This is a genomic window from Paenibacillus doosanensis, from assembly GCF_025060755.1.
GTDB classification, from domain to species: Bacteria; Bacillota; Bacilli; order Paenibacillales; family NBRC-103111; genus Paenibacillus_S; species Paenibacillus_S doosanensis.
Window position 1 is genome coordinate 1 of record NZ_JANYUY010000074.1, and the last position, 25,027, is coordinate 25,027.

The 25,027-nt window shown below is 53.3% G+C and carries 22 protein-coding genes, 1 rRNA gene, 1 other RNA gene and 1 pseudogene; 4 read left to right on the forward strand and 21 right to left on the reverse strand.

Annotation, left to right across the window (positions count from 1 at the left end):
- The 17 genes and pseudogenes from N0M98_RS30900 to rpoE all read right to left on the reverse strand — a co-directional run.
- Window positions 1–341 (reverse strand): 16S ribosomal RNA (locus tag N0M98_RS30900); the annotation flags it as partial.
- 234 nt (window positions 342–575) lie between these two features.
- Window positions 576–845 carry a pro-sigmaK processing inhibitor BofA family protein gene (locus N0M98_RS30905; protein ID WP_259620192.1) on the reverse strand — a complete coding sequence of 90 codons (270 nt, stop codon included), beginning with the start codon at window positions 843–845 and terminating at the stop codon, window positions 576–578.
- Window positions 845–1,120 carry a DUF2508 family protein gene (locus tag N0M98_RS30910; protein ID WP_249860593.1) on the reverse strand — a complete coding sequence of 92 codons (276 nt, stop codon included), beginning with the start codon at window positions 1,118–1,120 and terminating at the stop codon, window positions 845–847. The genes N0M98_RS30905 and N0M98_RS30910 overlap by 1 nt, the downstream gene beginning before the upstream one ends.
- Window positions 1,121–1,275: 155 nt before the next feature.
- A complete protein-coding gene (gene recR, locus N0M98_RS30915; RefSeq protein WP_249860592.1) occupies window positions 1,276–1,872 on the reverse strand; it encodes a recombination mediator RecR in 597 nt (198 codons plus the stop codon).
- Between the two features lie 39 nt (window positions 1,873–1,911).
- Window positions 1,912–2,223 (reverse strand): YbaB/EbfC family nucleoid-associated protein, encoded by a 312-nt coding sequence (locus N0M98_RS30920; RefSeq protein WP_249860591.1) that lies wholly within the window; start codon window positions 2,221–2,223, stop codon window positions 1,912–1,914.
- An 18-nt stretch (window positions 2,224–2,241) separates the two neighbouring features.
- The gene (gene dnaX, locus N0M98_RS30925; protein WP_249860590.1) at window positions 2,242–3,981 is read right to left on the reverse strand and encodes a DNA polymerase III subunit gamma/tau; all 1,740 of its coding nucleotides are present in this window, start codon (window positions 3,979–3,981) and stop codon (window positions 2,242–2,244) included.
- A 66-nt stretch (window positions 3,982–4,047) separates the two neighbouring features.
- The gene (locus tag N0M98_RS30930; protein ID WP_249860589.1) at window positions 4,048–5,109 is read right to left on the reverse strand and encodes an ATP-binding protein; all 1,062 of its coding nucleotides are present in this window, start codon (window positions 5,107–5,109) and stop codon (window positions 4,048–4,050) included.
- Window positions 5,110–5,278: 169 nt separating this feature from the next.
- Window positions 5,279–5,542: signal recognition particle sRNA large type (gene ffs / locus N0M98_RS30935), an RNA gene on the reverse strand.
- A 47-nt stretch (window positions 5,543–5,589) separates the two neighbouring features.
- Window positions 5,590–5,979 carry a hypothetical protein gene (locus N0M98_RS30940; RefSeq protein WP_249866384.1) on the reverse strand — a complete coding sequence of 130 codons (390 nt, stop codon included), beginning with the start codon at window positions 5,977–5,979 and terminating at the stop codon, window positions 5,590–5,592.
- Between the two features lie 136 nt (window positions 5,980–6,115).
- Window positions 6,116–6,313 carry a 50S ribosomal protein L31 gene (rpmE, locus tag N0M98_RS30945; protein ID WP_079911082.1) on the reverse strand — a complete coding sequence of 66 codons (198 nt, stop codon included), beginning with the start codon at window positions 6,311–6,313 and terminating at the stop codon, window positions 6,116–6,118.
- 83 nt (window positions 6,314–6,396) lie between these two features.
- Entirely contained in the window at window positions 6,397–7,665 is a 1,269-nt protein-coding gene (locus N0M98_RS30950; protein ID WP_249860588.1) for a radical SAM family protein, read from the reverse strand.
- Window positions 7,666–7,690: 25 nt separating this feature from the next.
- Window positions 7,691–9,001 (reverse strand): transcription termination factor Rho, encoded by a 1,311-nt coding sequence (gene rho, locus N0M98_RS30955; RefSeq protein ID WP_249860587.1) that lies wholly within the window; start codon window positions 8,999–9,001, stop codon window positions 7,691–7,693.
- A 104-nt stretch (window positions 9,002–9,105) separates the two neighbouring features.
- Window positions 9,106–10,359 (reverse strand): UDP-N-acetylglucosamine 1-carboxyvinyltransferase, encoded by a 1,254-nt coding sequence (murA, locus tag N0M98_RS30960; protein WP_249860586.1) that lies wholly within the window; start codon window positions 10,357–10,359, stop codon window positions 9,106–9,108.
- An 89-nt stretch (window positions 10,360–10,448) separates the two neighbouring features.
- Window positions 10,449–10,778 (reverse strand): annotated as a pseudogene (locus tag N0M98_RS30965) (class II fructose-bisphosphate aldolase); the annotation flags it as partial.
- A gap of 171 nt (window positions 10,779–10,949) precedes the next feature.
- Complete coding sequence (locus tag N0M98_RS30970; RefSeq protein WP_249860585.1) at window positions 10,950–11,342, reverse strand: response regulator; 393 nt, start codon at window positions 11,340–11,342, stop codon at window positions 10,950–10,952.
- Between the two features lie 208 nt (window positions 11,343–11,550).
- On the reverse strand, window positions 11,551–13,152 hold the full coding sequence (pyrG, locus tag N0M98_RS30975; protein WP_259620193.1) for a CTP synthase: 1,602 nt from the start codon (window positions 13,150–13,152) through the stop codon (window positions 11,551–11,553).
- Between the two features lie 261 nt (window positions 13,153–13,413).
- Entirely contained in the window at window positions 13,414–13,998 is a 585-nt protein-coding gene (gene rpoE, locus N0M98_RS30980; protein ID WP_259620194.1) for a DNA-directed RNA polymerase subunit delta, read from the reverse strand.
- A gap of 384 nt (window positions 13,999–14,382) precedes the next feature.
- Here rpoE and N0M98_RS30985 point away from each other — a divergent pair, with 384 nt between their 5' ends.
- Window positions 14,383–15,564 carry a S8 family peptidase gene (locus N0M98_RS30985; protein WP_259620195.1) on the forward strand — a complete coding sequence of 394 codons (1,182 nt, stop codon included), beginning with the start codon at window positions 14,383–14,385 and terminating at the stop codon, window positions 15,562–15,564.
- Window positions 15,565–15,615: 51 nt separating this feature from the next.
- Here N0M98_RS30985 and N0M98_RS30990 read toward each other — a convergent pair whose 3' ends face one another.
- Together N0M98_RS30990 and N0M98_RS30995 are read right to left on the reverse strand one after the other, a co-directional pair.
- Window positions 15,616–16,038 carry a YwiB family protein gene (locus N0M98_RS30990; RefSeq protein WP_249860581.1) on the reverse strand — a complete coding sequence of 141 codons (423 nt, stop codon included), beginning with the start codon at window positions 16,036–16,038 and terminating at the stop codon, window positions 15,616–15,618.
- A 59-nt stretch (window positions 16,039–16,097) separates the two neighbouring features.
- Window positions 16,098–18,128, reverse strand: a complete 2,031-nt coding sequence (locus tag N0M98_RS30995; protein ID WP_259620196.1) for a beta-galactosidase — start codon at window positions 18,126–18,128, stop codon at window positions 16,098–16,100.
- A 128-nt stretch (window positions 18,129–18,256) separates the two neighbouring features.
- On the opposite strand from N0M98_RS30995, the gene N0M98_RS31000 reads away from it, so the two are divergent.
- Window positions 18,257–19,087 (forward strand): AraC family transcriptional regulator, encoded by an 831-nt coding sequence (locus N0M98_RS31000; protein WP_249860579.1) that lies wholly within the window; start codon window positions 18,257–18,259, stop codon window positions 19,085–19,087.
- A gap of 75 nt (window positions 19,088–19,162) precedes the next feature.
- Window positions 19,163–20,023: a metallophosphoesterase gene (locus N0M98_RS31005; protein ID WP_249860578.1), complete on the forward strand. Its 861-nt coding sequence runs from the start codon at window positions 19,163–19,165 to the stop codon at window positions 20,021–20,023.
- Window positions 20,024–20,739: 716 nt separating this feature from the next.
- Here N0M98_RS31005 and speB read toward each other — a convergent pair.
- Window positions 20,740–21,609, reverse strand: a complete 870-nt coding sequence (gene speB, locus N0M98_RS31010) for an agmatinase (protein ID WP_249860576.1) — start codon at window positions 21,607–21,609, stop codon at window positions 20,740–20,742.
- 39 nt (window positions 21,610–21,648) lie between these two features.
- Window positions 21,649–22,476, reverse strand: a complete 828-nt coding sequence (gene speE / locus N0M98_RS31015; RefSeq protein WP_249860575.1) for a polyamine aminopropyltransferase — start codon at window positions 22,474–22,476, stop codon at window positions 21,649–21,651.
- A gap of 375 nt (window positions 22,477–22,851) precedes the next feature.
- On the opposite strand from speE, the gene N0M98_RS31020 reads away from it, so the two are divergent.
- Complete coding sequence (locus N0M98_RS31020; RefSeq protein ID WP_375295576.1) at window positions 22,852–24,909, forward strand: transglycosylase domain-containing protein; 2,058 nt, start codon at window positions 22,852–22,854, stop codon at window positions 24,907–24,909.
- Window positions 24,910–25,027: the final 118 nt, after the last annotated feature.

Consider the following 25,027-nt stretch of genomic DNA (forward strand, 5'->3'; position numbering starts at 1 on the left):
GAGTCTGGGCCGTGTCTCAGTCCCAGTGTGGCCGATCACCCTCTCAGGTCGGCTACGCATCGTCGCCTTGGTAGGCCGTTACCCTACCAACTAGCTAATGCGCCGCAGGCCCATCCGTAAGCCACAGGTTACCCCGTGTTTCATGATCTCCTCATGCGAGAAGACCAACTATCCGGTCTTAGCTATCGTTTCCGATAGTTATCCCGATCTTACAGGCAGGTTGCCTACGTGTTACTCACCCGTCCGCCGCTAACCGTTCCCGAAGGAACAGTCCGCTCGACTTGCATGTATTAGGCACGCCGCCAGCGTTCGTCCTGAGCCAGGATCAAACTCTCCATTAAAGTACGATCGATGCCGAAGCACCTTTCGTTATAACAGAGCTTGTCTTAAGCTCAAAATTCAATGCTAGCGAGAATTTGCATTCTCTATTTAACACTCACTCGTTGTTCAGTTTTCAAAGGACAATCGTTCTAGATGCCGCGCTTTTCAACTCATTTTCGAATTGTTTTAGCGGCGACTTTCTTAATATACCACAGCTTGTCTTAAGAATGCAAGCTTTTTTTCAAAAAATCTTTTCAAACGACCCATAGCTTCAAAGCGACAAGCATTAGCAGCCCGGGCACCCCCAACACGCTAACCGTGCTTACGGTGGCTGCATTCAAAGGAACTTCAATCCGGGTGTAAGGACCGAATAGATTTAGAATATACAATAAAAAGGCCGCAAATGCAACATGGAGACATATGTACCCGATCCATTGGAAAGCGTGCTTATGCCTGAACAGCGTTATGGCTAGCAGCAATCCGGATACGATCAGAATGCCCCACAACAAATATTGCTTCGTCATTACCCTTCCACCGCCCTTGTTCTGTACACGTCCATCGCCGATAGATTCATTTGCTTCGCTTGTTTAATCAGCATCTCAAACCGTTTCTCGGCTGCCTCCAAAGCATACACCGCATAATCGATTTGCTCCTTCTCCAGCACATAATCCAGCCGATGCTGCGCGGTAACCCATTCTTTATGCGCTTTATCGATTTCCAGCAGCAGCTGCAAGCCGTCGTTTTTAACGAGTTCGCGTTCACGCCGGTTCCTGCGGGATATTATTTTCCAAAGCTTCATACCGATCCCTCCCGAAGTTTGTCCTATACTCTATACATATAGTAGAGGCCGCTTCGATAGAACCGGAGTTTTTTCACCACACTTCCAAGCAACGGCAAAAAAAGCCGCACCGGAACAATTACATCCCACAATGCGGCTTCAATTATTTAGACAGATTACAGCTCTCTGCGCCCTTCCAGCGCTTTGGTCAGCGTGACTTCATCGGCGTATTCCAGATCTCCCCCAACAGGAAGCCCGTGTGCGATCCGGGTCACCTTCAAACCGAAAGGGCGCACCAGCCGGGACAAATACATCGCCGTCGCTTCCCCTTCGATGTTAGGGTTCGTTGCCAAAATAAGCTCCTGTACCCGTTCATCGGATAGTCGCTTCAATAGATCGGCAATCCGGATTTCATCGGGGCCGATTCCCTCCATCGGCGAAATGGCGCCGTGCAGGACATGGTAATACCCGTTGAACTCCCTGGTCCGCTCCATAGCGACCAAATCTTTGGGTTCCTGGACTACGCAAATCACCGAGCGATCCCTTGTTTTGTCTTGGCAAATCCGGCAAGGATCGGTATCCGTAATGTTGCAGCATACGGAACAATAATGCAAATTCCGCTTGACATTGACTAGCGCTTTGGCAAAATCGATGCAATCGTCTTCCTTCATTCTCAGCACGTGAAAAGCAAGCCGCGCCGCCGTTTTAGGCCCGATACCGGGCAAACGGGAGAAGGCGTCGATCAGTTTAGCTAACGGTTCGGGATAAAACAAACGAGGTAGCTCCTTATGCTTTCAAATTAAGTGCCGGGTTTAGAACAAGCCGGGAATATTCATGCCGCCGGTCAAACGGGACATTTCCTTGTTCGCCATTTCTTCCGCTTTGGTCATAGCATCGTTGATCGCCGTCAATACGAGATCCTGCAGCATTTCAACATCGTCCGGGTCTACCGCTTCCGGTTTGATGACGATATTGGTCACTTTTTTTTGGCCGTTAACCGTCACGGTAACGACACCGCCGCCGGCGGAGCCTTCTATCGTTTTTTGCGCAAGCTCTTCCTGCGTCTTCAGCATTTGCTCCTGCATTTTCTTCACTTGCTTCATCATTTGGTTCATGTTGTTCATTATGATCCGCTCCTTATCTTAATCTTCTTTTATTTTTACCAGGTCTTCGCCAAACATTTGGATGGCTTCATGAATCCATTCTTCCTTGACCGCATTAGGTTCGTCCTCGGCAACGAGCTTCAGCTCCTCCTTGGCCGCTTCGGCAGGCTTCGCCTGTTCCGCCGCCGCCTTCCAGTCCTTCATCATGATAGTCACGAGATGAAGCGGCGTGCCAAGAACGTCGTTCATCACTTGCTCGATCAACTGTTTATTCGCGGGCTTTTCCGTCGTTTCCCGATGCATCGAGCTTTTAAAAGCAACCAGCAGATTGCCGCCGGACACGGATACAGGTTCTCCGTCTACAAGCCAGGCATGGATCGTAATTTTTTGCTCTTTGACCCGTCCCAGCACTTGGCTCCACCGCTGCAAAGCCTCGCGAGTCTCGTCCGTGTCTTTCCCCTCGAGATAACCGTCCAGCTTCTCGATTTTTTTAATGGCAACCGGCGCAGAGGCCGGTCTCGCGCCCGATGCGCCGCCGCCTCCGAACGAATTCGGAGCAGCGGGAGCAACTCCCTGCTTCAACAGCTGGGAGAGCTGCTCTTCCAGCCGTTGAATCCGGCCTTTCAACTGGTTGATGAGTCCGTCAGGGGCAGGTTCCGCTGCCCTGGCGCCGCCCGCTTCCGAAGCTTCGCCGCCTTGCGTGCTGCACAGCTTCATAAGGGCCACTTCGAGCAGCGTTTGCGGCTGCACCGAATATTTCATTTCCGTCTGATAATAATTCAGCGTATCGATCATGGAAATGAGCTCCTGGGTGGTAAACGATTCGGCCACTTCGGCAAACGGCTTAATATCTATAATGCGGTCGGTGACGGCTTGCGAGCCGGGCACCATCTTGACCATTAACAGGTCGCGGAAGTAATAAAGCAAACTCTCCATGCATTTATCCGCGCTTTTGCCTTCCTGCATGAAATCGTCGACCAGCTTGAGCACGGCGCCTACATCTCTGCGTTTTACGGCATGCACCAGCTTCTCGAACTGATCTCCGGCCATCCCGCCGGTAATCGCTACGACATCGTCGTAGGCGATCGTTTTGCCCGAGAACGCCATGATCTGATCCAGCAGGCTGAGCGCGTCGCGCATGCCGCCGTCGGACAATCTCGCAATAAAGCGGATAGCCTCTTCTTCCGCCTCGATGTTCTCTTCCCGGCAAACTTCGCGAAGCCGCTCGACTTGTTCGTCCAAGGAAACGCGGCGAAAATCAAAGCGTTGACACCGCGAAATAATCGTGGCCGGTATTTTATGCGGCTCCGTCGTGGCCAAAATGAACATCACGTGAGCAGGCGGCTCTTCCAACGTTTTGAGCAGCGCGTTGAAAGCCTCCGTCGTCAGCATGTGAACCTCGTCGATAATATACACTTTGTGCCGAACTTCGGTAGGAGCGTATTTCACCTTATCACGAATGTCGCGGATTTCCTCAACACCCCGATTGGAGGCGGCGTCGATCTCCACCACATCCATAACCGCGCCTTCCGTAATACGGATGCAATTGGCGCACTCGTTGCACGGTTCCTCGGCGGGACCCTTCAAACAATTGACGGCCTTAGCCAAAATTTTGGCAGCACTCGTCTTCCCCGTCCCCCGCGGCCCGTTAAACAAATACGCATGAGTAAACCGCCCCTCGCGAAGCGAATTTTGCAAGGTTTGAACAATGTGCTTCTGCCCTACAATTTCCCGGAAAGCCTGCGGTCTCCACGTTCGGTATAATGCGATATGTGCCATAGCTTCCTCTCCAACGATGGTTTATCCAGTCTATTATACTACACTTGAGCGGCACAAATGAAGTGCTTACGGAAACGGGATGCTAAGCGTGAAGGTCGTTCCGTATCCTTTGGAGGAAACGCGAATATGCCCGCCTATATCATGGATAATGCGCTGGCAGATGGATAAGCCGAGTCCCGTTCCTTCTTCCTTCGTCGTAAAGAACGGATCAAAGATTTTATCAATGACAAATAGCGGGATACCCGGACCCGTATCGTGAATATCAATGTTGACCTTGCGCTCTTCATTATCCACCCTTTCGGTTATCGTTAAATGGCCTCCGTCCCCCATGGCCTCTATGCCATTTTTGCAAATATTCAAGAAGACTTGTTTCAACATCTCCCTATCCGCTATGATCCGGGGCAGCCGATCCGATATGTCGCATTGGACGATAACCCCGTGAAGAATAGCCTCGTTATTAATAATCGGCATAATGTCGCGCACAACCTGCGATAAATCGACGGATGCGTACGTTACGTTCTTCGGCTTGCTCAGCAGTAAAAATTCGTTGACTAGCTCATTGATCCGGTTCATCTCGGTCAGCATCACTTCGGTATATCCGCATTCGCGTTCCATCCCTTGCTCTTGCAGCGTCCTGCGCAGCACCTGCAAAAAGCCCTTAATAGAGGTCAGGGGATTGCGGATTTCATGAGCGGTTCCGGCCGCGATCTGTCCGATCATAGCCAGCCGGTCGCTGCGCTGAACCTGCTCCTCCAATGAACGGAGATTCGTTACATCCTTGAAAATAATGTATGCGCCCGCAATTTGATCGCTCTCGTCCCGCAATACGTTGGAATCGAGCAGCAGCTCGTAGCGCTCCTGATTGTTCGTCCATGACAGCGCATGATTGCGAACGACCATGCCGTCCAATATGTTGCGCCGGACGAGCTGATGCTCTGCCGGCAGCGTAGCAAATATATGCTCCATAGGCTGCCCAAGCACCTTCTTCTTCTCCAAGCCGAGCACACGGCACGCCATGTCACTGATATCAATCAGTTGGAACTCTGTGTCTATAAGTATGACTCCCAGATTGACATCTTGCAAAAATGCTCCGGCAAATTGCTGTAGCAAATTTAACCCCCGCTGCAACGTGCCACCTCCTAACTATACCCAGTGCAAAAACAGTCCTAGTTAACTTTAGTATACAATTCTCCTAAATTTTTCATTTTCCTTCTGTAAGCACAAAAAAACACCGTTTTATAGCCTTTTTCGAGGCTTAAACGATGTTCACGTGTACATTATTTAAGATAAAATTATACCGTGCACCAACCTTGATATTACGATCCAAGCGGAATTTTTAGACTTGGCTCAAGCAAGGCCACCCTTCGGCACATGGAACCTCATGCTTACGGCTGCTTCCTTCCGGACCTGACCGGATTCACACGCATCCATTGCGAAGGACCCGACTCTCAACACCAATTCTAAAACCCAAACCTTACATCGTAATACCGCATGATGGCGATCGACCCCGCTACAGCGGATTGCGGGTTACAGGGCACCGCTACCTCCCCGTCTAGCACGGCAAAGATAAGTATAGACGATTCCTGCAGAAATAGCAACCCACCGGGATTATTTGCGGGATACGGAAACTTTCACCGTATAGCGCGGCATTGCTTTGCTCAGCTTGTCCCGAGCGTCCTGTTCGATCCTAGCCGTCTCTTCGTCGGACAAGCCGGCCGGAACCTTCAAATTGACCGTCGCATTAGGGCCGTTAATGATAATCGTCGAATCCGTCACATGAGCTACCTGAGCGACGGTTGCTTTCATAACGCGGGCATCGTCCATATACGTGTGGTAAGTCGGGCTCATCGGCATGTTCGGATTGACTTCGGTCATACCCAAAAGGCCGTCGCGCGAATACGACTTGGCTTTAGTTACGCCGTCCTGTTTCTGGCAGGCAGCGCCGGTCACGGCAAGCGCAGCTCCGAGCAGCAGCGGCAGCGCGAATTTCGGTCTCATCAACAAAAACACCTCCTGAAACCATTCTTAAGAACAATATAGCGGCAAATGTCGAAATCGACCGTGCCACTTTGTCCTTAGGATGGCCTCAGGAGGCTTGTTTATGCTGTAAGACGTCTGGAAACAGGCATGAAACTTAGATGCCGTATTTCTTTTTGAATTTATCAACGCGACCGCCGGCATCAACAAATTTTTGTTTGCCAGTGAAGAACGGATGGCAAGCGGAACAAATCTCTACGCGCAGATTCTGCTTAATGGAACCTGTTTCGAACGTATTGCCGCAAGCGCAAGTAACCGTTGTGTTATGGTACGTAGGATGGATTGCTTCTTTCATTTCTTTCACCTCTTTTGCCCTGAAACACCATGTGAATCAGAGTTATCAAATACACACATGACGGCATTATATCATGTCGTCCATTATCGTTGCAAGTGGTTTCTGTTAGTTACCAAATCTGGAACATGCGTGTACGAACCAAGCACGACGCCAGGCAATTCCTCCCGGAAAATCTCCAGCATTTGCTTCATTCCGTACAGCTCTCCCTGAGGCTTCGGAATCAGGTTCAAATAGCTTTCCGGGTCAATATTCAAATTGCGCAGCTGGATCAATTTGAGATCGGTGCGGCGCACAAACTCGATCATGGCCTCGATTTCTTCTTCGCGGTCGGTAACGCCCGGGAAGATCAAGTAATTGATCGACGTATAGACTCCATGGTCGGCGGCGTAACGTAGAGACTTCTCCACATTTTTGAGCGTATATCCGCGCGGCTTGTAGTAGGCGTTGTAGTGATCGTCCAGCGCGCTGATCGTGCTTACGCGCATCAAATCGAGTCCGGCGTCGACGATTCCGCGGATATGGTCGGTAAGCCCGGCGTTCGTATTAATATTAATATACCCCATGCTCGTCTGCTCGCGCACTTCACGTATCGCCTTAATAATCGTAGGGGCCTGTGTCGAAGGCTCTCCTTCGCAGCCTTGTCCGAAACTAATAATGCTCTCCGGCGTCTTCAGATGCTCCAGCATAACCTGCACGACTTCTTCTACGGTCGGCTTGAAGTTCATCCGCGTCTGCGGGGCGGGAAAGCCGCTGTCGTCGGGCTGTTCGGAGATGCAGCCGAAGCAGCCGGCGTTACAGGAGAACGACACCGGCACCGCGCCTTCCCAGCGATTCAAAAACGTGTTGGATGCGGTAAGGCATTCGTAACCCAGCGCACAGTTGGACAAATGCTGATACAGGCGATTATCGCCGTATTTCTCAAGCAGATGCTGAACCTGCAGCTCAAGCTCGTTCGGATCGCAATTGCGCGGATTCCACCGCTCCGGATCGTCGCTGGGATGAGCCGCTGCATAGAACCGTCCGTCTTTCCAGACGGCGGCCGTATAACCGAATAAGGGCAGCAGCTGGCTCTTGTCCGTCTTCACGTAACCCGGAATAAGAAGCCGGGTAAAGCCTTGCGGAAGCAGCGCCCCGACGGCGGACACATCCCCCGGAACAATCTCCATCTTCCCGGTGGCGGCGTTCAGACCGACCGGTCGGGTATGAGGCAAGCTGACGAGCGTAGCCCCTTCCGGAAGCGGAATGAGCTCGTCTTCCATAATATCGGTAACCATTTCTCCATTACGGCCGAGAGCAACGTAATCGGGATGATCGAATACGTTCCCGTCCCGGTCGGCGTATAACAAGTTCATCGGTCCAAAGCTCCTTCCTGTTGAATTACGACGCGGAGTTCTTCACTCTTTTGGAAGAAGGCGATGAGGAGGACGAAGAGGAACCGTTGCCGCCTGTTTTTTCCAACATGTCCAGAAACTCTTGATTGGTTTTGGAATCGGCGAGCTTCTTCAGGAACGCTTCCAAGTACTCGTGGGAATCGTTCATGCCTTTGCGGATCGCCCATACTTTATCCAGCTCTTCTTTGGTCAGGAGCATCTCTTCGCGACGCGTACCCGAACGGCGTATATCGATCGCCGGGAAAATTCTGCGTTCGGCCAATTTCCGGTCCAAATGCAGCTCCAAATTGCCCGTACCTTTAAATTCCTCATAAATGACATCGTCCATGCGCGATCCCGTTTCGATCAGCGCAGTCGCCAAAATGGTCAAGCTGCCGCCTTCCTCGATGTTGCGGGCTGCGCCGAAAAACCGCTTGGGCCGGTGAAACGCCCCCGGATCGATCCCCCCGGACAATGTGCGTCCCGTCGGCGGCACGACAAGGTTGTATGCGCGGGCGAGCCGCGTAATGCTATCGAGCAAAATGACAACGTCCTTCTTATGCTCGACAAGACGCTGAGCGCGCTCCAGCACCAGCTCCGCCACCTTAATATGATTCTCGGGAAGCTCGTCGAACGTAGAAGCGACGACCTCGCCTTTGACGGAACGCTGCATATCCGTCACTTCCTCCGGACGTTCGTCAATCAGCAGCACGAACAGCTCGATATCCGGGTAGTTCGTAGAGATGCTGTTGGCGATTTCCTTAAGCAATAACGTTTTGCCTGCTTTCGGGGGAGCTACGATCAAACCGCGCTGCCCCAATCCTACGGGAGCCAATAAATCCATAAGACGAGTGGAATAATGCGTAGGGGATGTTTCCAAGACGATTTTCTTTTGCGGATAAAGAGGAGTCAAAGCTGGAAAGTGCAGTCGTTCCGCAGCTGTAACAGGGTCTTCACCATTGACCGCTTCGACGTGAAGCAGTCCGAAATATCGTTCGTTCTCTTTAGGCGGACGGCATTTGCCGGATACCAGATCGCCGGACCGCAAATCGAATTTGCGTATTTGCGACGCGGAGATGTAAATATCCTCCGAGCTCGGCAAGTAGTTGATCGGTCTTAAGAAGCCGAAGCCATCCTGAAGAATTTCCAGGACGCCCTCCATAAACATAAGCCCGCCTTTTTCCGCCTGTGCTCTTAAGATGGCAAAAATAAGTTCTTTCTTCTTCAATTGGCCGTAATAAGGAATTTGATGCTTCTTCGCCAATTGGTAAAGCTCCGTTAATTTCAGTGCCTCTAGTTGCGCTAGATGCATATCCATAATTTCAACCACCAAACTATTAAATTTTCAAGGCTTGTAAATATACTCTAGCAATAAGTTTATGTTCTAGCTTTGCCCAAATCGGGGCGGTCTATACGAACAAGCTACTCCAGCTTGCGCCAAACTTCGGCGCCCAGATTTGATAGATTCGTCACCAGATGATCGTAACCGCGATCGATGTATTCGACGCCGGTAATTTCCGTAATTCCATTCGCTACGGTCAGACCGGCGATGACCAGCGCCGCGCCGGCGCGAAGATCGGTCGCCTTCACCTTGGCCGCGCTCAGGGGGCTGCCTTCAATCACGGCCGAGCGGCCTTCCACTTTGATCTTGGCTCCCATGCGCAGCAGCTCCGGAACGTGTTTGAACCGGTTGCTGTATACGTAATCCGTCAATATGCTGACGCCTTGAGTCTGCGTTAACAAGCTGCTCATAGGCGATTGCAAATCGGTGGCAAATCCCGGGTACACCAGCGCTTTGACATCGACGCTCTCGTACGCCGGCTGTCCCACGACCCGGATCGATTCGTCCATTTCATATATATGAACGCCCATCTCCTGCAGCTTGGCCGTCAGAGCTTCCATATGCTTCGGAATGACGTTATCGACAATCACATCGCCGCGCGTCGCCGCCGCAGCTATCATATAAGTGCCCGCCTGAATCCGGTCGGGAATAATCGAATGGCGGCAGCCGTGCATGGAATCGACGCCTTCGACGCGAATCGTTTCGGTTCCCGCCCCTTTAATCCGGGCTCCCATAGAGTTAAGCAATGTAGCGACATCTATAATTTCAGGCTCTTTGGCCGCATTTTCAATCAAAGTGACGCCTTTCGCGCGCGAAGCCGCCAGCATAATGTTGATCGTGGCTCCAACGCTGACCACATCGAGATAAATCTTGGCTCCGCGAAGTTCCTTAGCTCGAATATGTAAGGCTCCATTCTCCGTACTGACTTGCGCTCCAAGCGCCTCGAACCCTTTGATATGCTGATCGATCGGACGAGGCTCAAAATTGCATCCCCCCGGCAGCCCGATAGTGGCTTCTCCAAAACGCCCCAGCAGCGCTCCCATCAAATAATAAGAAGCCCGCAATTTCTTCACATTGCCGTTAGGCATCGGCTTGGACCGAAGACAGCTAGGGTCGATGACCATTTGATCCTGCTTCCAATCGACCGTTGCCCCAAGCTCTTCGAGCAATTCCGTATAAATGGCGACATCGCTCAGAATCGGCAAGTTGTCCAGCGTTACCGTCGTTTCCGATAAAATAGCGGCCGGGATCAAAGCGATTGCGCTGTTCTTCGCTCCGCTAATCTGAACCGTCCCGCGTAACGGACGGCCGCCGGCGACCATCAATTTCTCCATTCGTCCCTCTTCCTCTCACGTGACTGCTTTAAAGCGATAAACAAGCGAAAACAAACATTATTCGAGACATCGAAACGTATATTAAGGAATTACAGTTTAACCACATTTCTTGGAGTGACGCATTCTAAGCTTTGGTTGGAGCATCCGAACCATTAATTTTTTGGATTTAACCACTTCTATCATGGCTTTGCGGGCAGGAGTGAGGTATTTACGGGGATCGTATACTTTTGCACCTTAGTTAGCATTTTGTGAATCGTCGCATCGGTATATGCCAGTTGATTTTCCGTGTTAACGTTGATTTTGCCTACCCCTGCAGCGATCGATTTCCTAATCATTTCGTCGGGAACGCCGGAGCCGCCGCGAAGGACGACAGGAACGGGAATGGCGCTGGACAGTTTCTCGATAATATCCAAACGGATTGCCTTCGAATGCGATGCTCACTCCCGTGTTTATGGATCGATTCCAGGTGCGAATTCCGCGTTTACCGTCATACTGCGTTATTATAACATATCCGGATTGAAATGATAACCAAGCCGTGGCGTTTTTTCAAAGGGCCGCGTTCTGAGGTCAAAAAAAAGAGATCCTGATAATCAGGACCCCACTGCATATGAACCGCTGCCCGTAAGCCTTAGCTGGTTGTTAACCGCATGGCGGAGCTCGTCAATATCAAACGGCTTTGTAAAATGCATGATCGCTCCCAAGTCTGTCGCCTCTTTGATCATGTCCAGCTCTCCGTAAGCTGTCATCATGATGACCTTAATCGAAGGATCAATGCTCTTGATGTGCTTTAAGATGTCCAAACCGTCCATGCCGGGAATTTTCATATCCAAAAGCACGAGATCGGGGGAAGCCGTTCTGACGATTTCCAAAGCGAGCTTTCCGTTGGACGCTTGATACGTTTCATATCCTTCGCTGCTGAAAACTTCCATCAACAAGATTCGAATACCGTTCTGATCATCAACAATGAGCAACTTCTTTTTCAATACGGTAACCTCCTCATTCCGCTTTCGTGTGTTTGTCGGAATTCCGTCCTGTCCATCTGTCATAACAAGAAGATAAATTCGCTACAAATACCGATATTCCTGCTTCATTTTACGGAAAGTTGAAAAGTTTTACAAAAAAAGAAGTTTCTGAAGAACAAGCGCTTCACGGCGTTGATTAACGCTTATGCGGGCAGCGGGCGATTTATGACTAATTGTTCATTTGAAAGGCTGCTTTGACAAAATGCTTGAACAACGCTTGCGGCCGGTTCGGACGGGAAGTAAATTCCGGATGGAACTGCACCGCCAGGAACCAAGGATGGTCCGGACATTCGATAATCTCAACCAGACGGCCGTCAGGCGATGTGCCTGTAATTTTCAGCCCCGCTCCTTCCAGCATGTCGCGGTACTGGTTATTGAATTCGTAACGGTGACGATGTCTCTCATAGACCAGCTCGTCGTCGTAGCAGCTCATGGCCAGCGACCCTTCGGCCAATTTGCAAGGATACAAGCCAAGACGCATCGTGCCGCCCAGATCCTCGATGTCCTTCTGCTCAGGCAGCAGGTCGATGACCGGATAAGGCGTCGTAGGATTAATCTCGGAGCTGTTGGCTCCTTCAAGCTTCAGCACGGAACGCGCATACTCCACAACGGCAACCTGCATCCCGAGGCAAATGCCGAAGAACGGAATCTTGTTCTCTCTCGCATAGCGGATCGCGGAAACTTTCCCTTCGATCCCGCGGTCGCCGAAGCCTCCCGGTACGAGAATGCCTTGCACGCCTTCAAGCAGCTCGGCCACATTATGATCGTACACTTCCTCCGCGTTGACCCAGCGGATCTTGATCTCGGTGTTGCAGTCGATCCCCGCGTGGCCCAGCGCTTCGACAATGCTCAAATAAGCGTCGTGAAGAGCGACATATTTACCTACAATAGCGATTTCCGTCGTATACTTGAGCGATTTGACACGCTGTACGAGGCTTTCCCATTCGGCCATATCAGGCTCGTTGGTCGTCAGCTTCAGGTGGTTGACAACGATATCGTCAAGCCCTTGCTCGCGGAGCATCATCGGCACTTCGTACAAAGTATCGGCGTCCAGACATTCCACAACGGCTCCTTCGTCAATGTCGCAGAACAGCGCCAGCTTGCGCTTCATATCGTCGGAAAGCGGATGCTCCGTACGGCAAACGACCACATGAGGCTGAATGCCGATGCTGCGCAGCTCCTTGACGCTGTGCTGGGTCGGCTTCGTCTTCACTTCTCCGGCCGCTTTCAAATAAGGAATAAGCGTAACGTGAATGTACATCACATTCTCGCGTCCGATGTCGCTCTTGATCTGGCGAATCGCCTCGATAAACGGCAAACTCTCGATATCGCCTACCGTACCGCCGATTTCGGTAATAACCACATCGGATTGCGCTTCGCGTCCCGCGCGAAAAACGCGGTCTTTAATTTCATTGGTAATATGCGGGATTACCTGTACGGTACCGCCCAAATATTCGCCGCGGCGTTCTTTGGTGATGACGGAGGAATAAATTTTGCCGGTCGTTACGTTGCTGTTCTTGGACAGATTAATATCGATAAAACGCTCATAGTGGCCCAGGTCCAAATCGGTTTCCGCGCCGTCGTCGGTAACGAACACTTCGCCGTGCTGGTAAGGACTCATCGTTCCCGGGTCTACGTTAATGTAAGGATCGAATTTTTGAATGGTAACCTTCAGACCCCGATTTTTAAGCAGTCTTCCGAGCGAAGCGGCTGTAATCCCCTTGCCGAGCGAGGAAACGACGCCTCCTGTGACGAAAATATACTTGGTCATGTATGTAACCTCCAATTAATGATAGTATTGCGCGAAATCAGTTCCCATAAACGGAAAAAGGGCGCGCCGGAGCAAAATCTCCCCGCGGCTTCGCTTGAGCGGCCCCACCGAAAAATCCCCCGAAAAAAAGAAAAAAAGCGCCCCGACTTGCGCGGGGCACTTTATATTCAAGACATACGTCATGATACGTTCTTTTCAAAAGCCCAAAAAATAGTTTACTCTGATTGGGTGATCGCTGTCAAGTGAAGGGGGCATTTGGATTTATTTCTCTTCTTCTTCCTCTTCGTCTTCGAATTCTTCCTCTTCGGACTCTTCCGAATCCTCGTCCAGCTCTTCTTCCAAGTCGGCGTCCTCCAGCTCCTCTTCTTCTATCTCTTCCTCTTCGAAGAACTCGGAGTCTTCCTCAGCCTCTTCTTCGGAATCGAAGTCGTCTTCGTCGCGAACCTTGTCGAAGGAGTCGTAATCTTCCTCTTCGGTAAATACGTCCTCTTCCTCGGCGAACAAGTCTTCTTCGTCCATATCGTCGTCCTCGTCGTTGATGATCCGCGGACGTTTGCCGCTGCCAACCGCATCCTCGGACTTCTCCACCGGATACCAGCGCTTCAATCCCCACAAGTTGGTTCCGACGCAGGCGAACCTGCCGTCAATGTTGATATCCGTATATAGTTGAGCGATAACCTGCATGACATCGTCTTCAGAGAGGCCTTTAATTTTGGCGATTTCCGCCATTAAATCCCGGTAATAAAAAGGCGTATTAGCCGCTTTCAGCAATTCAAATGCAAGATCGACCATCGGCATTTCCTTAGCCTGCTCCGCACCGACCTTGAGAGTGTACTGTGCACTCATCCAAGCACATCCCTTCGAACGTTTTACAAGAGTCCTAACTCATAATATCCATTATACTCATTTAGTAAACCTTATTTTATATAAAAAAGCAACTAGGAGTCTGCGCAGGCCCGTAAAAAAAAGAAAGAAGCGAAGGAGGGTACCTTCGCCTTTGACTGTATCCGCCGGAGACGTGCGCTTGCTCGCCTTCCCAGCCCTTATACACACCGAAGAGAATCGCATGACTCTCTCTATTTATCGTATGTGCGTTTTCCATTAATGACACGGGTGATGACCCAATTATTTTCATAAAGGTTAGGTGCACAAGCCGCCGGACGTATCCCCACATACCATATTGAAAAGTGTTGATTCCAGGCCTCACATGGGGGGGAGGACGATCCGCTAATGAAACCATCCACGTTCGTAGAGTGGCTTCATCAAGCCATGGCAGGCGCCGAGAACGCCGATTGCAAGCATATTATTCGCTTCACCGACAAGGACTATTATTCGGAATGTCTTCACCATATCGACCGTCTGAAAGCGGCATGGCCCCGTCTGGAACACGTTCAACCGCTCCAAATCATCCAAGCACTTTCCTGTACGCTGCAAAATCCCGGGCTTTTCCAAGACATCCCATGGATTCAATCCATAGAAACCGATATCCGTATGACGGTACACGCGCATAAAGCGACTACCGCCATTCAGCCGCCCAACGGCAAATCCATCAGCGAAGCTCCAAGTATTCCGTGGGGCATTAAGCATATTCGGGCCCCGCAGGCCTGGAGCAAATCCAGAGGAGATCGGATTCATATCGGAGTCATCGATACCGGGGCCGACTATACGCACCCGGATCTGCGCAATTGTCTGTCGTACGGCGTCAATCTGCTCAACCGCTACTTGATGCCCAATGACGATAACGGCCACGGCACGCATATCGCCGGTACGATCGCCGCGTCCAGCAAGCAGCGGGGCATTGTCGGCGTCGCGCCGCAGGCGCTTATCCATCCGGTGAAGGCGTTCGACCACCAGGGAAGCGCCTACGTCTCCGATATTATTAACGGGATCGACTGGTGCGTCAGAAACCAGCTCCATATCATCAATATGAGCTTCGGGATGAAATCATACAGCAAGGCACTGGAATCGGCTATTCGCAACGCCCACGATTCCGGCGTCATCGTTGTGGCTTCCTCTGGCAACGAAGGCAAAAAAGCGGGCATCGATTACCCGGCCAGACTGCGCCAGGTTATCGCGGTCGGCGCAACCACCCGCCGCGGCTATATCGCCCCGTTCAGCAATATCAGCAGAAAGATCGACATCTACGCCCCCGGAGAAAAGGTATATTCGACCTGGCTCCGCGGCAAATACCACGAGCTGAGCGGCACCTCGATGGCCACCTCTCATGTGACCGGGGTCATCGCGCTAATGCTGGCCCGCAAGCCGGGTTTAAAGCCGGGACAGGTGAAATCGCTCATCAAGAAAAACGCTAAAATGATCCTCAAAGCCAGCAAATCGGGGCTCGGAATTAAAGAGGTTAACGCGCTGAGAGCTGTCGGCGCCGTAAGCAAAAAGGCCTCAAGCAGCGGTTAAGCGGCTGCTTGAAGCCTTTTTGCTCTTTATAACGCCGGCTGCGCCAAGCTTTTACCGCTCCGCTATCGTAAGGCGAAGGCGGAAGACGCCCGTAGGCTCGCCTTGGACAAACAGTTCGTAGCTCCATTCCACGGTGCCCAGTCCTTCCGACAGCTCGGCCGACATCGAGCTCGTGACCGTATGCAGCTCCAGGCTGCCTTGCGGAGTTTCGTACGAGCCCCGGCAGCGCTGCCCCACGACGAACGTCTGCTCCGAACGAACGCTGCCGCTGCGTGCGATCCAGATCCGCGTTTCTTCCAGCTTCATCGTCGTGACGGTCCCTTTCATCTCGGGATCTTCTTCGTTATAACGCAAATAATAGCGGCCGCCCTTCAGGTACAAGTCTCCCTCCGCCTGCTGACGGACCGATTGACCGTCCATCAAGCTTTCGATGGACACCTTGACCGGCCGCTTCGTATCCATATTCCGATTCATGTTCCGCTCCTCCTGTCACACCAAAAGTGTAACGAAAGGAGCGGTCTTTTTCAATCCGTTTATTGCCGCTTCTGCAAAATGACGACCTCGTTCGGCGCCAGCTCCAGGGAACCTGCGAGCTCGCGGCCGCTGATCAGGTCGGCGAACCGGCCTTCCGGCAGCTCGGCCTGCACGGCGGAAGCGTTATGATTGAGCGCGAACAAGTACCGCGCTCCGTCCGCGCCGCGGCGTACGCTCAGCTCAACGCCGGCGGGAGCTTCAAGCGGCGCTTGCACGCCCGCCTCGCCGAGAATCGCGCCGATCAGGCCGGACGTGAAGCCGGCTTCGGCCTGCGTTCCGACATAGTAAGCCTTCCCTTGCCCGAACGTATGCCGCGTCACAGCCGGAGAACCGGCGAAGAAGTCCGTGGTGAAGGCAGCGATCGGCTGCGCCCCCTCCAGCCGGATCAAGTCGGCCCATAAATTGCAGGCGAATTCGCCGCGCAGATCCCCGAAGCCGGGTACCGAGATCCCGTTCGTCTGTCCCGGCAGCATCGGGTCGAATTCCTCGACGCAGAGGCCAAGAAGCTTCCTCAGCGGAGCCGGATAGCCGCCCAGATGGATGCGGTCATTCTCGTCGACGATGCCGCTAAAGAAAGTCGTAAGCAGCGTGCCGCCGCCTTGGACGTACGCCTCCAAATTCGCTTGAACGCCCGGCGCGATCATGTACAGCGCGGGAGCAAGCACCAGCTTGTAGCGGCTCAAATCGGCGTCCGGCCGCACGAAATCGACGCCGACATTGCGCTCGAACAGCGCCTTGTAATACTGCTTGATCTGCTCCAAATATAAGACGTCGCGGCTCGGCTTGGAATCAAGCTCCAGCGCCCACCAGTTATGCCAATCGAAGATGATGGCCACTTCCGCCTCGACTCGTGCGTCGACAAGCGCATCCAATCGTCTTAGCTCTTGGCCGAGCTGCTCCACCTCGCGGTAAATGCGGCTGTTCTCGTCGCCGGTATGCGTCACCATCGCCCCGTGGAATTTCTCCGCGCCCGCTTTCGATTGGCGCCACTGGAAGAACATAACGCCGTCGCCTCCGTGGGCAATCGTCTGATAGCTCCACAGGCGCATGACCCCCGGACGCTTCAGCGGATTTTGCTGGCGCCAGTTCACCTGACTCGTCACCTGCTCCATCAGAATGAACGGCTGTCCGGCTTTCAGCCCGCGCATCAAATCATGCTGCATGGCGGCGAATACCGGGATTCCCGCGGTCGGCTCCGGATAGCTGTCCCAAGTAATCACATCCATATGCTTAGCCCACTCGAATTGGTCCAGCGGCTTGAAAGCTCCCATCAAATTCGTCATGATAGGCAGCTCCGGCGTAATCTCCTTCAAGATGCGATACTCGCCGAGATAAGCGTCCAGCAGGCTGTCGGACATGAAGCGCATATAGTCGAGCTGCTGTCCCGGATTTGCATAGGTCGGCGTTTTGCCGGGCAGACCGATTTCATCCCAGCCGTAATACTTCTGGCTCCAGAAGTTCGTGCCCCAGCGGGCGTTGAGCTCGTCCAGCGTGCCGTACCGCTTCTCCAGCCACACCCGGAACTCGCGCGTGCACTCGTCGCAGAAGCAGCGGGAAATATGGCACGCATATTCATTGTTAATATGCCACATCGCCAGCGCCGGATGGTCCTTGTACCGCTCCGCGAGCTTGCGCACGAGACGCTGGCCGTACAGCCGGAACGCCTTGCTGTTCGGGCAATAGTGCTGGCGGGAGCCTTGTGCGTAGCGGGCTCCGTTCTCGTCCACCGGCAGCGATTCCGGGTGCAGCTTGGCCATCCATGCCGGAGGCGATGCGGTAGCCGTCGCCAAGTCGGCCATAATGCCGCTCTCCGCCAGCAAGTCCATCAGCCGATCCATCCAGGCGAAATCGTATGAGTCCGGTCCGGGCTGCAGGGCGGCCCAGCTAAAGATGCCGATGCTCACGATGTTGACTCCGGCTTTCTTCATCAGTCGCATATCGTCTTTCCACACTTCCTCCGGCCACTGCTCCGGATTGTAATCGCCGCCGTAAAACAGATGCGGCAGTTTAACATTTTTGGAAACGGACATACTAGGCCCTCCTCTGTAAAATCAGATCATATGCATAGGATACGACCATCTCCATCCCCTTTTCAATCGAATCATTTTCTTGTTAATATGAAGATATTCATATCCATACCAAAGCGGGGCGATGCATCATGGATTACAATGTGTTCGGAGTCATTACGGAGATGGACCTGCGGTTTCCCATCTACATTACGAATGCCGGAGGCTGGCGCAATCAGGAGCCGATGCTGCGGGAAAAAGGGTTCCCGGATTATCAATGGATTCAAACGGTCAGCGGCTCGGGCCAGGTCGATGTCGGCGGTAAGCTGCACACCGTAAACCCGGGCCAAGGCATGTTCCTGCTCCCGAACGAACGCCACGGCTACGCTCCCGTGCGCCAGCCCTGGACCGTCAAGTGGGTTACATTCAACGGGGCGCATATGGCCGAGCTGCTCGCTTCGATGCATCTGGACGCTTCGACCGTACTGTATGTCACCCATCCTGACGCAACATTGAATAAAATCAATACGATTGTATCCTTGCTCCAATCCGCCGATCCGCTGCGTGGTGCGGAATGCTCCGCAATCGGCTACCAGCTGCTGCTGGACTTGTTTTTGTACGCCTCCCGCTCCGAAGTTCGCACCAAGAAACAGCATGCGGAACAGCTCGCCCCCGCCTTTCTCTATATCGAGGAGCATTACCACGAGCCGATCAGCCTGCAGCAGCTCGCCGAGCGGCTGAGAGTGACGCCGCAGCATACGTGCCTGCTGTTCCAGCAAGCGCTCGGGCTTCGTCCCATCGCTTACTTGACGCGCTATCGGCTGCGCAAAGCCAAAGAGCTTCTGCTGCAGCGGCCCGAGCTGGGGGTGCGCGAGGTGGCCGGGCGGGTCGGCTACGAAGACAGCAGCTATTTCATTAAGCTGTTCAAACAGCAGGAAGGCGTTACGCCGAACCATTTTCGCAAAATTCACCGCTTGCTCTAGCAACTCATTGCCGGATTCGGGCGTCTGTCCCTTATTCTTGCTAAAATGACTGTAAGGGAGAGTGAATCCATTCCAATGGCATCGAACTTAAGCCGACGGTCGTTTCTGAAAAAAACCGTCTCCGCGCTGGCCGGTCTGACCGCCGCGTCCGTCGCCGGTTACGGCTACGCCCGGTACGCAGAGCCCGGCTGGCTACGCGTCAACCAGGTAGCCCTTTCGCTGAAGCGGCTCCCTCCGGCCTTCGACCGCATCAAGATCGTCCAGTTCAGCGATGTCCATCTGGGCTTCCATTATACGACAGACCAACTCGCCGGATTGGTCGATACGATCCAGTCCCACAGCCCCGATCTGATCGTCTTCACCGGGGATTTATACGATTATGCCATCGGCTCGGACGGCCCCGCCACCGTACGCGAGCTCTCGCGCCTGCAGGCCCCGTTCGGTAAAGCGGCGGTTCTCGGCAATCACGACTACTACGGAAGGCAAACGAAGCAAGTCGTGCAGGTGATGAAGGATGGCGGCTTCGATGTGCTAATCAATCGTTCCACCGTGCTGCAACGGGGCGGCGACCGTCTATGGCTCAGCGGCGTCGACGATATGTGGGACGGACAACCGGATCTGCCCGCGGCGCTGCGAGGCGTCCCGGCGGACGAATGCGTACTGCTGCTGTCGCATTGCCCGGACTTCGCCGACATCGCATTGCAGCATCCGGTCGATTTGCAGCTGTCGGGGCACAGCCATGGCGGCCAGGTGCGCCTGCCCTTCTACGGTCATATCGTTACGCCGACCTACGGGCAAAAGTATGTCGACGGACTATACGTCTTGGGCGACGGCAAGCTGCAGGTGTACACGAACCGCGGAATCGGCGTGTCGGTCTATCCCGTTCGCTTCTGCTGCCGGCCCGAGCTGACCGTCTTTACGCTTCACCGGGGATAAGCTTCGCTCGCTTTAGAAGCCTGGTGAAAAAGCGGACTCAGCAGCGAGAGCAATCTGGAGAAGCAAAGCGGTCGCCTTTGTCCCGGATTTCGCCCGTTTCACGGGCTAGAGCGATCGGAAGATGCTTTCGGATGCGCGGTCGGCGCCCCTTCAGTGGCGCAGTACACCCGCAACGGACACAGATGCAGCTATTTTGTTGGCAAATCCTCCATAGAAAGCGATTCGGAGCTATGTAAGCGCCATTTTCGCAGATGAAACCTAGCTTGCAGCCGGATTCCAAACGCTGCGAACATGAAAAAAGGAAATAACCATCAAAAAATCCGATTGGAAGATCACATGGGCGCCGCAGCGGACTTTTTCACCCCCCTTTTAGAGCAGCCCCGAAATTCACTAAATGATATCACGGAACAAATCCTCCAAAAGCCATCCATGCCGCCGACGCGGCACCACAGACAATGGAAATGGGGTACCAAGAGTAATTTCCAGGGTAGTGACGTGATGCTCTGAAGCTTATTCCGTCCGCATCCAGCCTAAGCTGGATCGGCGTCTAACCATTCCTCTGGGATCGTTCTATGGGTAGACATTACTTTCGGGGGAGCCACCGGATATCCACAGGAAATTGCTGCGCATCATTTCCTAAACAACAAATAAAGACAGCTTCCCTCCTCTGAACCGATGTACAGAGGCAAGGAAGCTGTCCTTTTATAATAAATCCATTATTTAACAAGTCCGAGCAAAATTTCACGAATCAGCTTCGCCGCTACGATCTGGGTTTGTTCCGTAGGATCGTAGGCAGGAGCCACCTCTACAACGTCCGCGCCGACGACATTCAAGCCAGCGCCGGCCATCGCATGAATCGCCGCAAGCAGCTCCTTCGACGTAATGCCGCCCGCTTCCGCCGTGCCGGTACCCGGCGCGCAGGAAGGATCGAGCACGTCGATGTCGATCGTCAAATAAATCGGACGACCGGCCAGCTCAGGCAGTACTTTTTTCAAAGGCTCCAGCACTTCGAACGGGTGGAAGTTGATGTTCTCGCGGGCATAGCGGAATTCTTCCCGGGAACCGGAGCGAATGCCGAATTGGTAAACGTTTTTGCCGCCGATAAGGCCCGCGGCCTTGCGCAGCGGCGTCGAGTGCGACAACGGCTCGCCTTCGTACTGCTCGCGCAAATCGGCGTGAGCGTCGAAGTGAACGATCGCCAAATCCGGATATTTGGCGTAAACCTCGCGGAATACCGGCCACGAAACCAGATGCTCGCCGCCGAGACCGAGCGGGAACTTGCCGTCGTTCAGCAGACCGCGCACGTATTCTCCGATAATCTCCAAGCTCCGGGCCGCGTTGCCGAACGGCAGCAGCAGATCGCCCGCATCGAAGAACGTGATATCCTCCAAGCTTTTGTCCAAATAAGGGCTGTATTCTTCAAGACCGATGGATACTTCGCGGATACGGGCCGGGCCGAACCGGGAACCGGGACGGAAGCTGACGGTGAAGTCCATCGGCATCCCGTAAATGACCGCGCGGGACGCTTCGTAATTGTCCGAGCTTAATATAAACACGTTGCCGGAATAGGCTTGATCCAAACGCATAATTGACACTTCCTTAATACAATATTGGATGAAACTGGCTTATTTGCACAAATCTTCTACAAATTTAGGGAGCACGAACGCCGCTTTATGCAATCTTGGCGTATAGTATTTCGTATCGATGTCCGGAATGTTCGTTTCGTCGACTTGCAGCGGATCGTATTTTTTGCTGCCCAGCGTGAAGGTCCACAGGCCGCTCGGATACGTCGGAATGTTCGCGCAGTAGACGCGTACGATAGGGAAAATTTCTTTCACGTCGCGGTTTACCGTCTGGATCAAATCGGCTTTGAACCAAGGGTTGTCCGTTTGGGCGACGAAGATGCCGTCATCCTTCAGCGCTTCGAAGATGCCTTGGTAAAATCCCCGGGTAAACAATTCTACGGCCGGGCCCACAGGCTCCGTCGAGTCGACCATAATGACGTCGTATGTATTTTTATGGTCATGGATATGCATATACCCGTCATTGACGATCACTTCGACGCGGGGGTTGTCCAGCTCGCCCGCAATTTCAGGCAAATATTGCTTGGAGTACTCGATGACTTTGCCGTCGATCTCGACCAGAACCGCCTTCTCGACTTCCGGATGCTTCAGCACTTCGCGGATGACGCCGCCGTCGCCGCCGCCGACAACAAGCACATGCTTAGGATTCGGATGCGTATAAAGAGCCGGATGAGCAACCATTTCGTGGTAGACGAATTCATCTTTCACCGTGGTCATGACCATACCATCCAGTACGAGCATGCGCCCGAACTGTTCCGTATCGATCATCGCGAGATCCTGAAAGTCGGTTTTCTCCGTTACCAGCGTCCGGCTAATTTTCGCCGTAATGCCGAATTTCTCGGTTTGCTTCTCCGTGTACCATAATTCCATAAGCAATCACCCTTCCTTCCTTATCATGCCGTTCTATATTGTAATAAGACTGCCTCAAGCGAGGCCTTTCCATAAAAAGTGAGCGATCTCGGAGCTTTTTTCGCCATGTTTTATCGTAAGTTCGTGGCTGGAGATTACGCCGGCAAGCCGTGCTTGTGCAGTCCCAAACGATTCGGATTTTTGCGCTATGCACCACTCGCTTTTGTATCAAATTGTATTATAGTGTATCCGTCCGAAAATGCAAATACATGCAAGGCCAAAATCGGGATGTTCAAAAAAAATTAACCTTAGAACGGCGCCAAAGTGAATATCGCTTTCTATGTTTTTCCATACTGGAAAATAAGCGGTTGTTTGAAATACATAACGAAAGGATGGATGAACGTGTCCGACGCGAAAAAGAACCGGGCCGCCGAACCCGACGTATTTCCTTGGTTCCGCAAAATGAAAACGACGGCTTCTCTCATGTTTTCATCTATTATTTTATGCGTAGCCGTCATCTTTATCCTGCTCTTATATATGCGCTCCCAAGCGCTCCCCGTATCGAAGATGGGGCCCGCTACGGAAATGTACGACATCCACGGAGAAGTCATAGAGACGCTGAACGACGGCAAGAACATGCAGCCCGTGCCGCTTGCGGACATTTCTCCCGATCTCATTCATGCGACGCTCGCGATCGAGGACCGCAACTTCTATCATCACTACGGCTTCGACCTTCGCGGCATCGCACGAGCCGCCGTCGTTAACCTGCAGCATATGGCTAAGGTTCAAGGGGCGGGCACAATTACGCAGCAGCTCGCGCGCAATCTCTACTTGTCGCACGAGCGCACCTGGTCGAGGAAGGTGAAGGAGACGTATTATGCGGTGCAGATGGAGCTGCACATGACCAAGGACCAAATTCTCGAGGAATACTTGAACCAGATTTATTACGGTCACTCCACTTACGGGATCGAAGCGGCTTCGAAGCTGTTCTTCGGCAAGGACGCCAAAGACCTGACTTTGGCCGAGAGCGCCATGCTGGCCGGCATCCCCAAAGGGCCGCGCTACTACTCTCCCTACTACGATCTGAAAAGCTCCAAAGACCGGCAGGAGACCGTGCTTCAGACGATGGTGGCCACCGGCGACATCACGCAGCAGCAGGCGGATCAAGCGGCCAAGGAGCCGCTGAACATACTGCCGCTCGAGCCGAAGAAACCGGCCATCGCCGGCTACTTTCGCGACTACGTGCGCAGCACAGCGACCGAATTGCTCGGCATCGACGAGGATCAGTTCGACGACAGCGGGCTAAAAATTTATACGACGCTCGACGCGGCCGCACAAAAGATCGCCGAAGAAACCGTGTCCTCGCAGCTTAGCGGCTACAACGATCTGCAGGCCGCCTTGGTCGCCGTCGATCCGCGCAGCGGCTATGTCAAAGCGATGGTGGGAGGACGCAATTACAATGAGAATCAGTTCAACCGGGCGCTGAGCAACACCCGGCAGCCCGGCTCGTCGTTCAAGCCGATCATGTACGTCACAGCGCTGCAGCAGAAGCAGTACACGCCGCTTACACAGTTCAAGAGCGAGCCGACTACCTTCACCTACGACAGCGGTCGAAAGACATACACGCCAAGCAACTTCGACAACAAATATTACGACTGGATCGATCTGCGGCAGGCGATCGCCAAGTCGGATAACATCTTCGCGGTTCATACGATTCTCGACGTCGGGCCGGACAATGTCATCGCGATGGCCCGCAAGATGGGGATCAACAGTCCGATGCAGCCGCTGCCCTCGCTGGCGCTCGGCACGTTCCCCGTAAGCCCTTATGAGATGGCCTCGGCCTTCGGCATCTTCGCCAATCAAGGGCTGCGAGTGGAGCCGACAGTCATCGTGCGCATCGAGGACAGCCGGGGCAAAATTCTCTACGAAGCCAATCCGGCCAAGGAACAGGTGATCGAGCCGCCGTACACGTACGTCATGACCCAGCTGATGGAAAGCGTGTTTGAAAACGGCGGCACCGGCAGCCGCGTCTCCTCGGTGTTAAAACGTCCGGTTGCCGGCAAGACGGGGACGACCGATACGGACGCTTGGCTCGTCGGCTACACGCCCGAGCTGTCCACCGCCGTCTGGGTCGGCTACGACAAAGGGCGGCAGATCAATGCCGTGGAATCTCATCTGGCCGCGCCGATCTTTGCCGAGTTCACGGAAAAAGCGCTGGAGTCGGTGCCGCCGAAGCTGTTCCCGATCCCGGACGGGGTCGCTAACGTGTATATCGATCCGGCCACCGGCAAGCTGGCGAACAGCGATTGCCCCAATTCCCGGATGGAGGCTTTCGTCGAAGGGACTCAGCCGACCGCTTACTGCACGGAGCAGAAGCAGGACAGCGCCAAACCGGCGAAACCGAAGGGCAACGGCACTTGGTGGGAAGATTTGAAGCGCTGGTGGAACGATTAGAATGCCTTTGGGCGGACCGCTTAGTTTAATTTAAGCGGCCGCCCTTCTTCATGAACCGCTTGAAATCCCGCCTCGTCCCCCTTATTCTGGTAATATACACTTGGCGCGCAGCATTCCA

Coding starts and splice junctions, on each gene's coding strand:
- N0M98_RS30905 (WP_259620192.1), bottom strand. CDS start 845: ATGACGAAGCAATATTTGTTGTGGGGCATTCTGATCGTATCCGGATTG.
- N0M98_RS30910 (WP_249860593.1), bottom strand. CDS start 1,120: ATGAAGCTTTGGAAAATAATATCCCGCAGGAACCGGCGTGAACGCGAA.
- N0M98_RS30920 (WP_249860591.1), bottom strand. CDS start 2,223: ATGAACAACATGAACCAAATGATGAAGCAAGTGAAGAAAATGCAGGAG.
- dnaX (WP_249860590.1), bottom strand. CDS start 3,981: ATGGCACATATCGCATTATACCGAACGTGGAGACCGCAGGCTTTCCGG.
- N0M98_RS30940 (WP_249866384.1), bottom strand. CDS start 5,979: ATGAGACCGAAATTCGCGCTGCCGCTGCTGCTCGGAGCTGCGCTTGCC.
- rpmE (WP_079911082.1), bottom strand. CDS start 6,313: ATGAAAGAAGCAATCCATCCTACGTACCATAACACAACGGTTACTTGC.
- N0M98_RS30950 (WP_249860588.1), bottom strand. CDS start 7,665: ATGAACTTGTTATACGCCGACCGGGACGGGAACGTATTCGATCATCCC.
- rho (WP_249860587.1), bottom strand. CDS start 9,001: ATGGATATGCATCTAGCGCAACTAGAGGCACTGAAATTAACGGAGCTT.
- murA (WP_249860586.1), bottom strand. CDS start 10,359: ATGGAGAAATTGATGGTCGCCGGCGGCCGTCCGTTACGCGGGACGGTT.
- pyrG (WP_259620193.1), bottom strand. CDS start 13,152: ATGACCAAGTATATTTTCGTCACAGGAGGCGTCGTTTCCTCGCTCGGC.
- rpoE (WP_259620194.1), bottom strand. CDS start 13,998: ATGAGTGCACAGTACACTCTCAAGGTCGGTGCGGAGCAGGCTAAGGAA.
- N0M98_RS30985 (WP_259620195.1), top strand. CDS start 14,383: ATGAAACCATCCACGTTCGTAGAGTGGCTTCATCAAGCCATGGCAGGC.
- N0M98_RS30990 (WP_249860581.1), bottom strand. CDS start 16,038: ATGAATCGGAATATGGATACGAAGCGGCCGGTCAAGGTGTCCATCGAA.
- N0M98_RS30995 (WP_259620196.1), bottom strand. CDS start 18,128: ATGTCCGTTTCCAAAAATGTTAAACTGCCGCATCTGTTTTACGGCGGC.
- N0M98_RS31000 (WP_249860579.1), top strand. CDS start 18,257: ATGGATTACAATGTGTTCGGAGTCATTACGGAGATGGACCTGCGGTTT.
- N0M98_RS31005 (WP_249860578.1), top strand. CDS start 19,163: ATGGCATCGAACTTAAGCCGACGGTCGTTTCTGAAAAAAACCGTCTCC.
- speB (WP_249860576.1), bottom strand. CDS start 21,609: ATGCGTTTGGATCAAGCCTATTCCGGCAACGTGTTTATATTAAGCTCG.
- speE (WP_249860575.1), bottom strand. CDS start 22,476: ATGGAATTATGGTACACGGAGAAGCAAACCGAGAAATTCGGCATTACG.
- N0M98_RS31020 (WP_375295576.1), top strand. CDS start 22,852: ATGAACGTGTCCGACGCGAAAAAGAACCGGGCCGCCGAACCCGACGTA.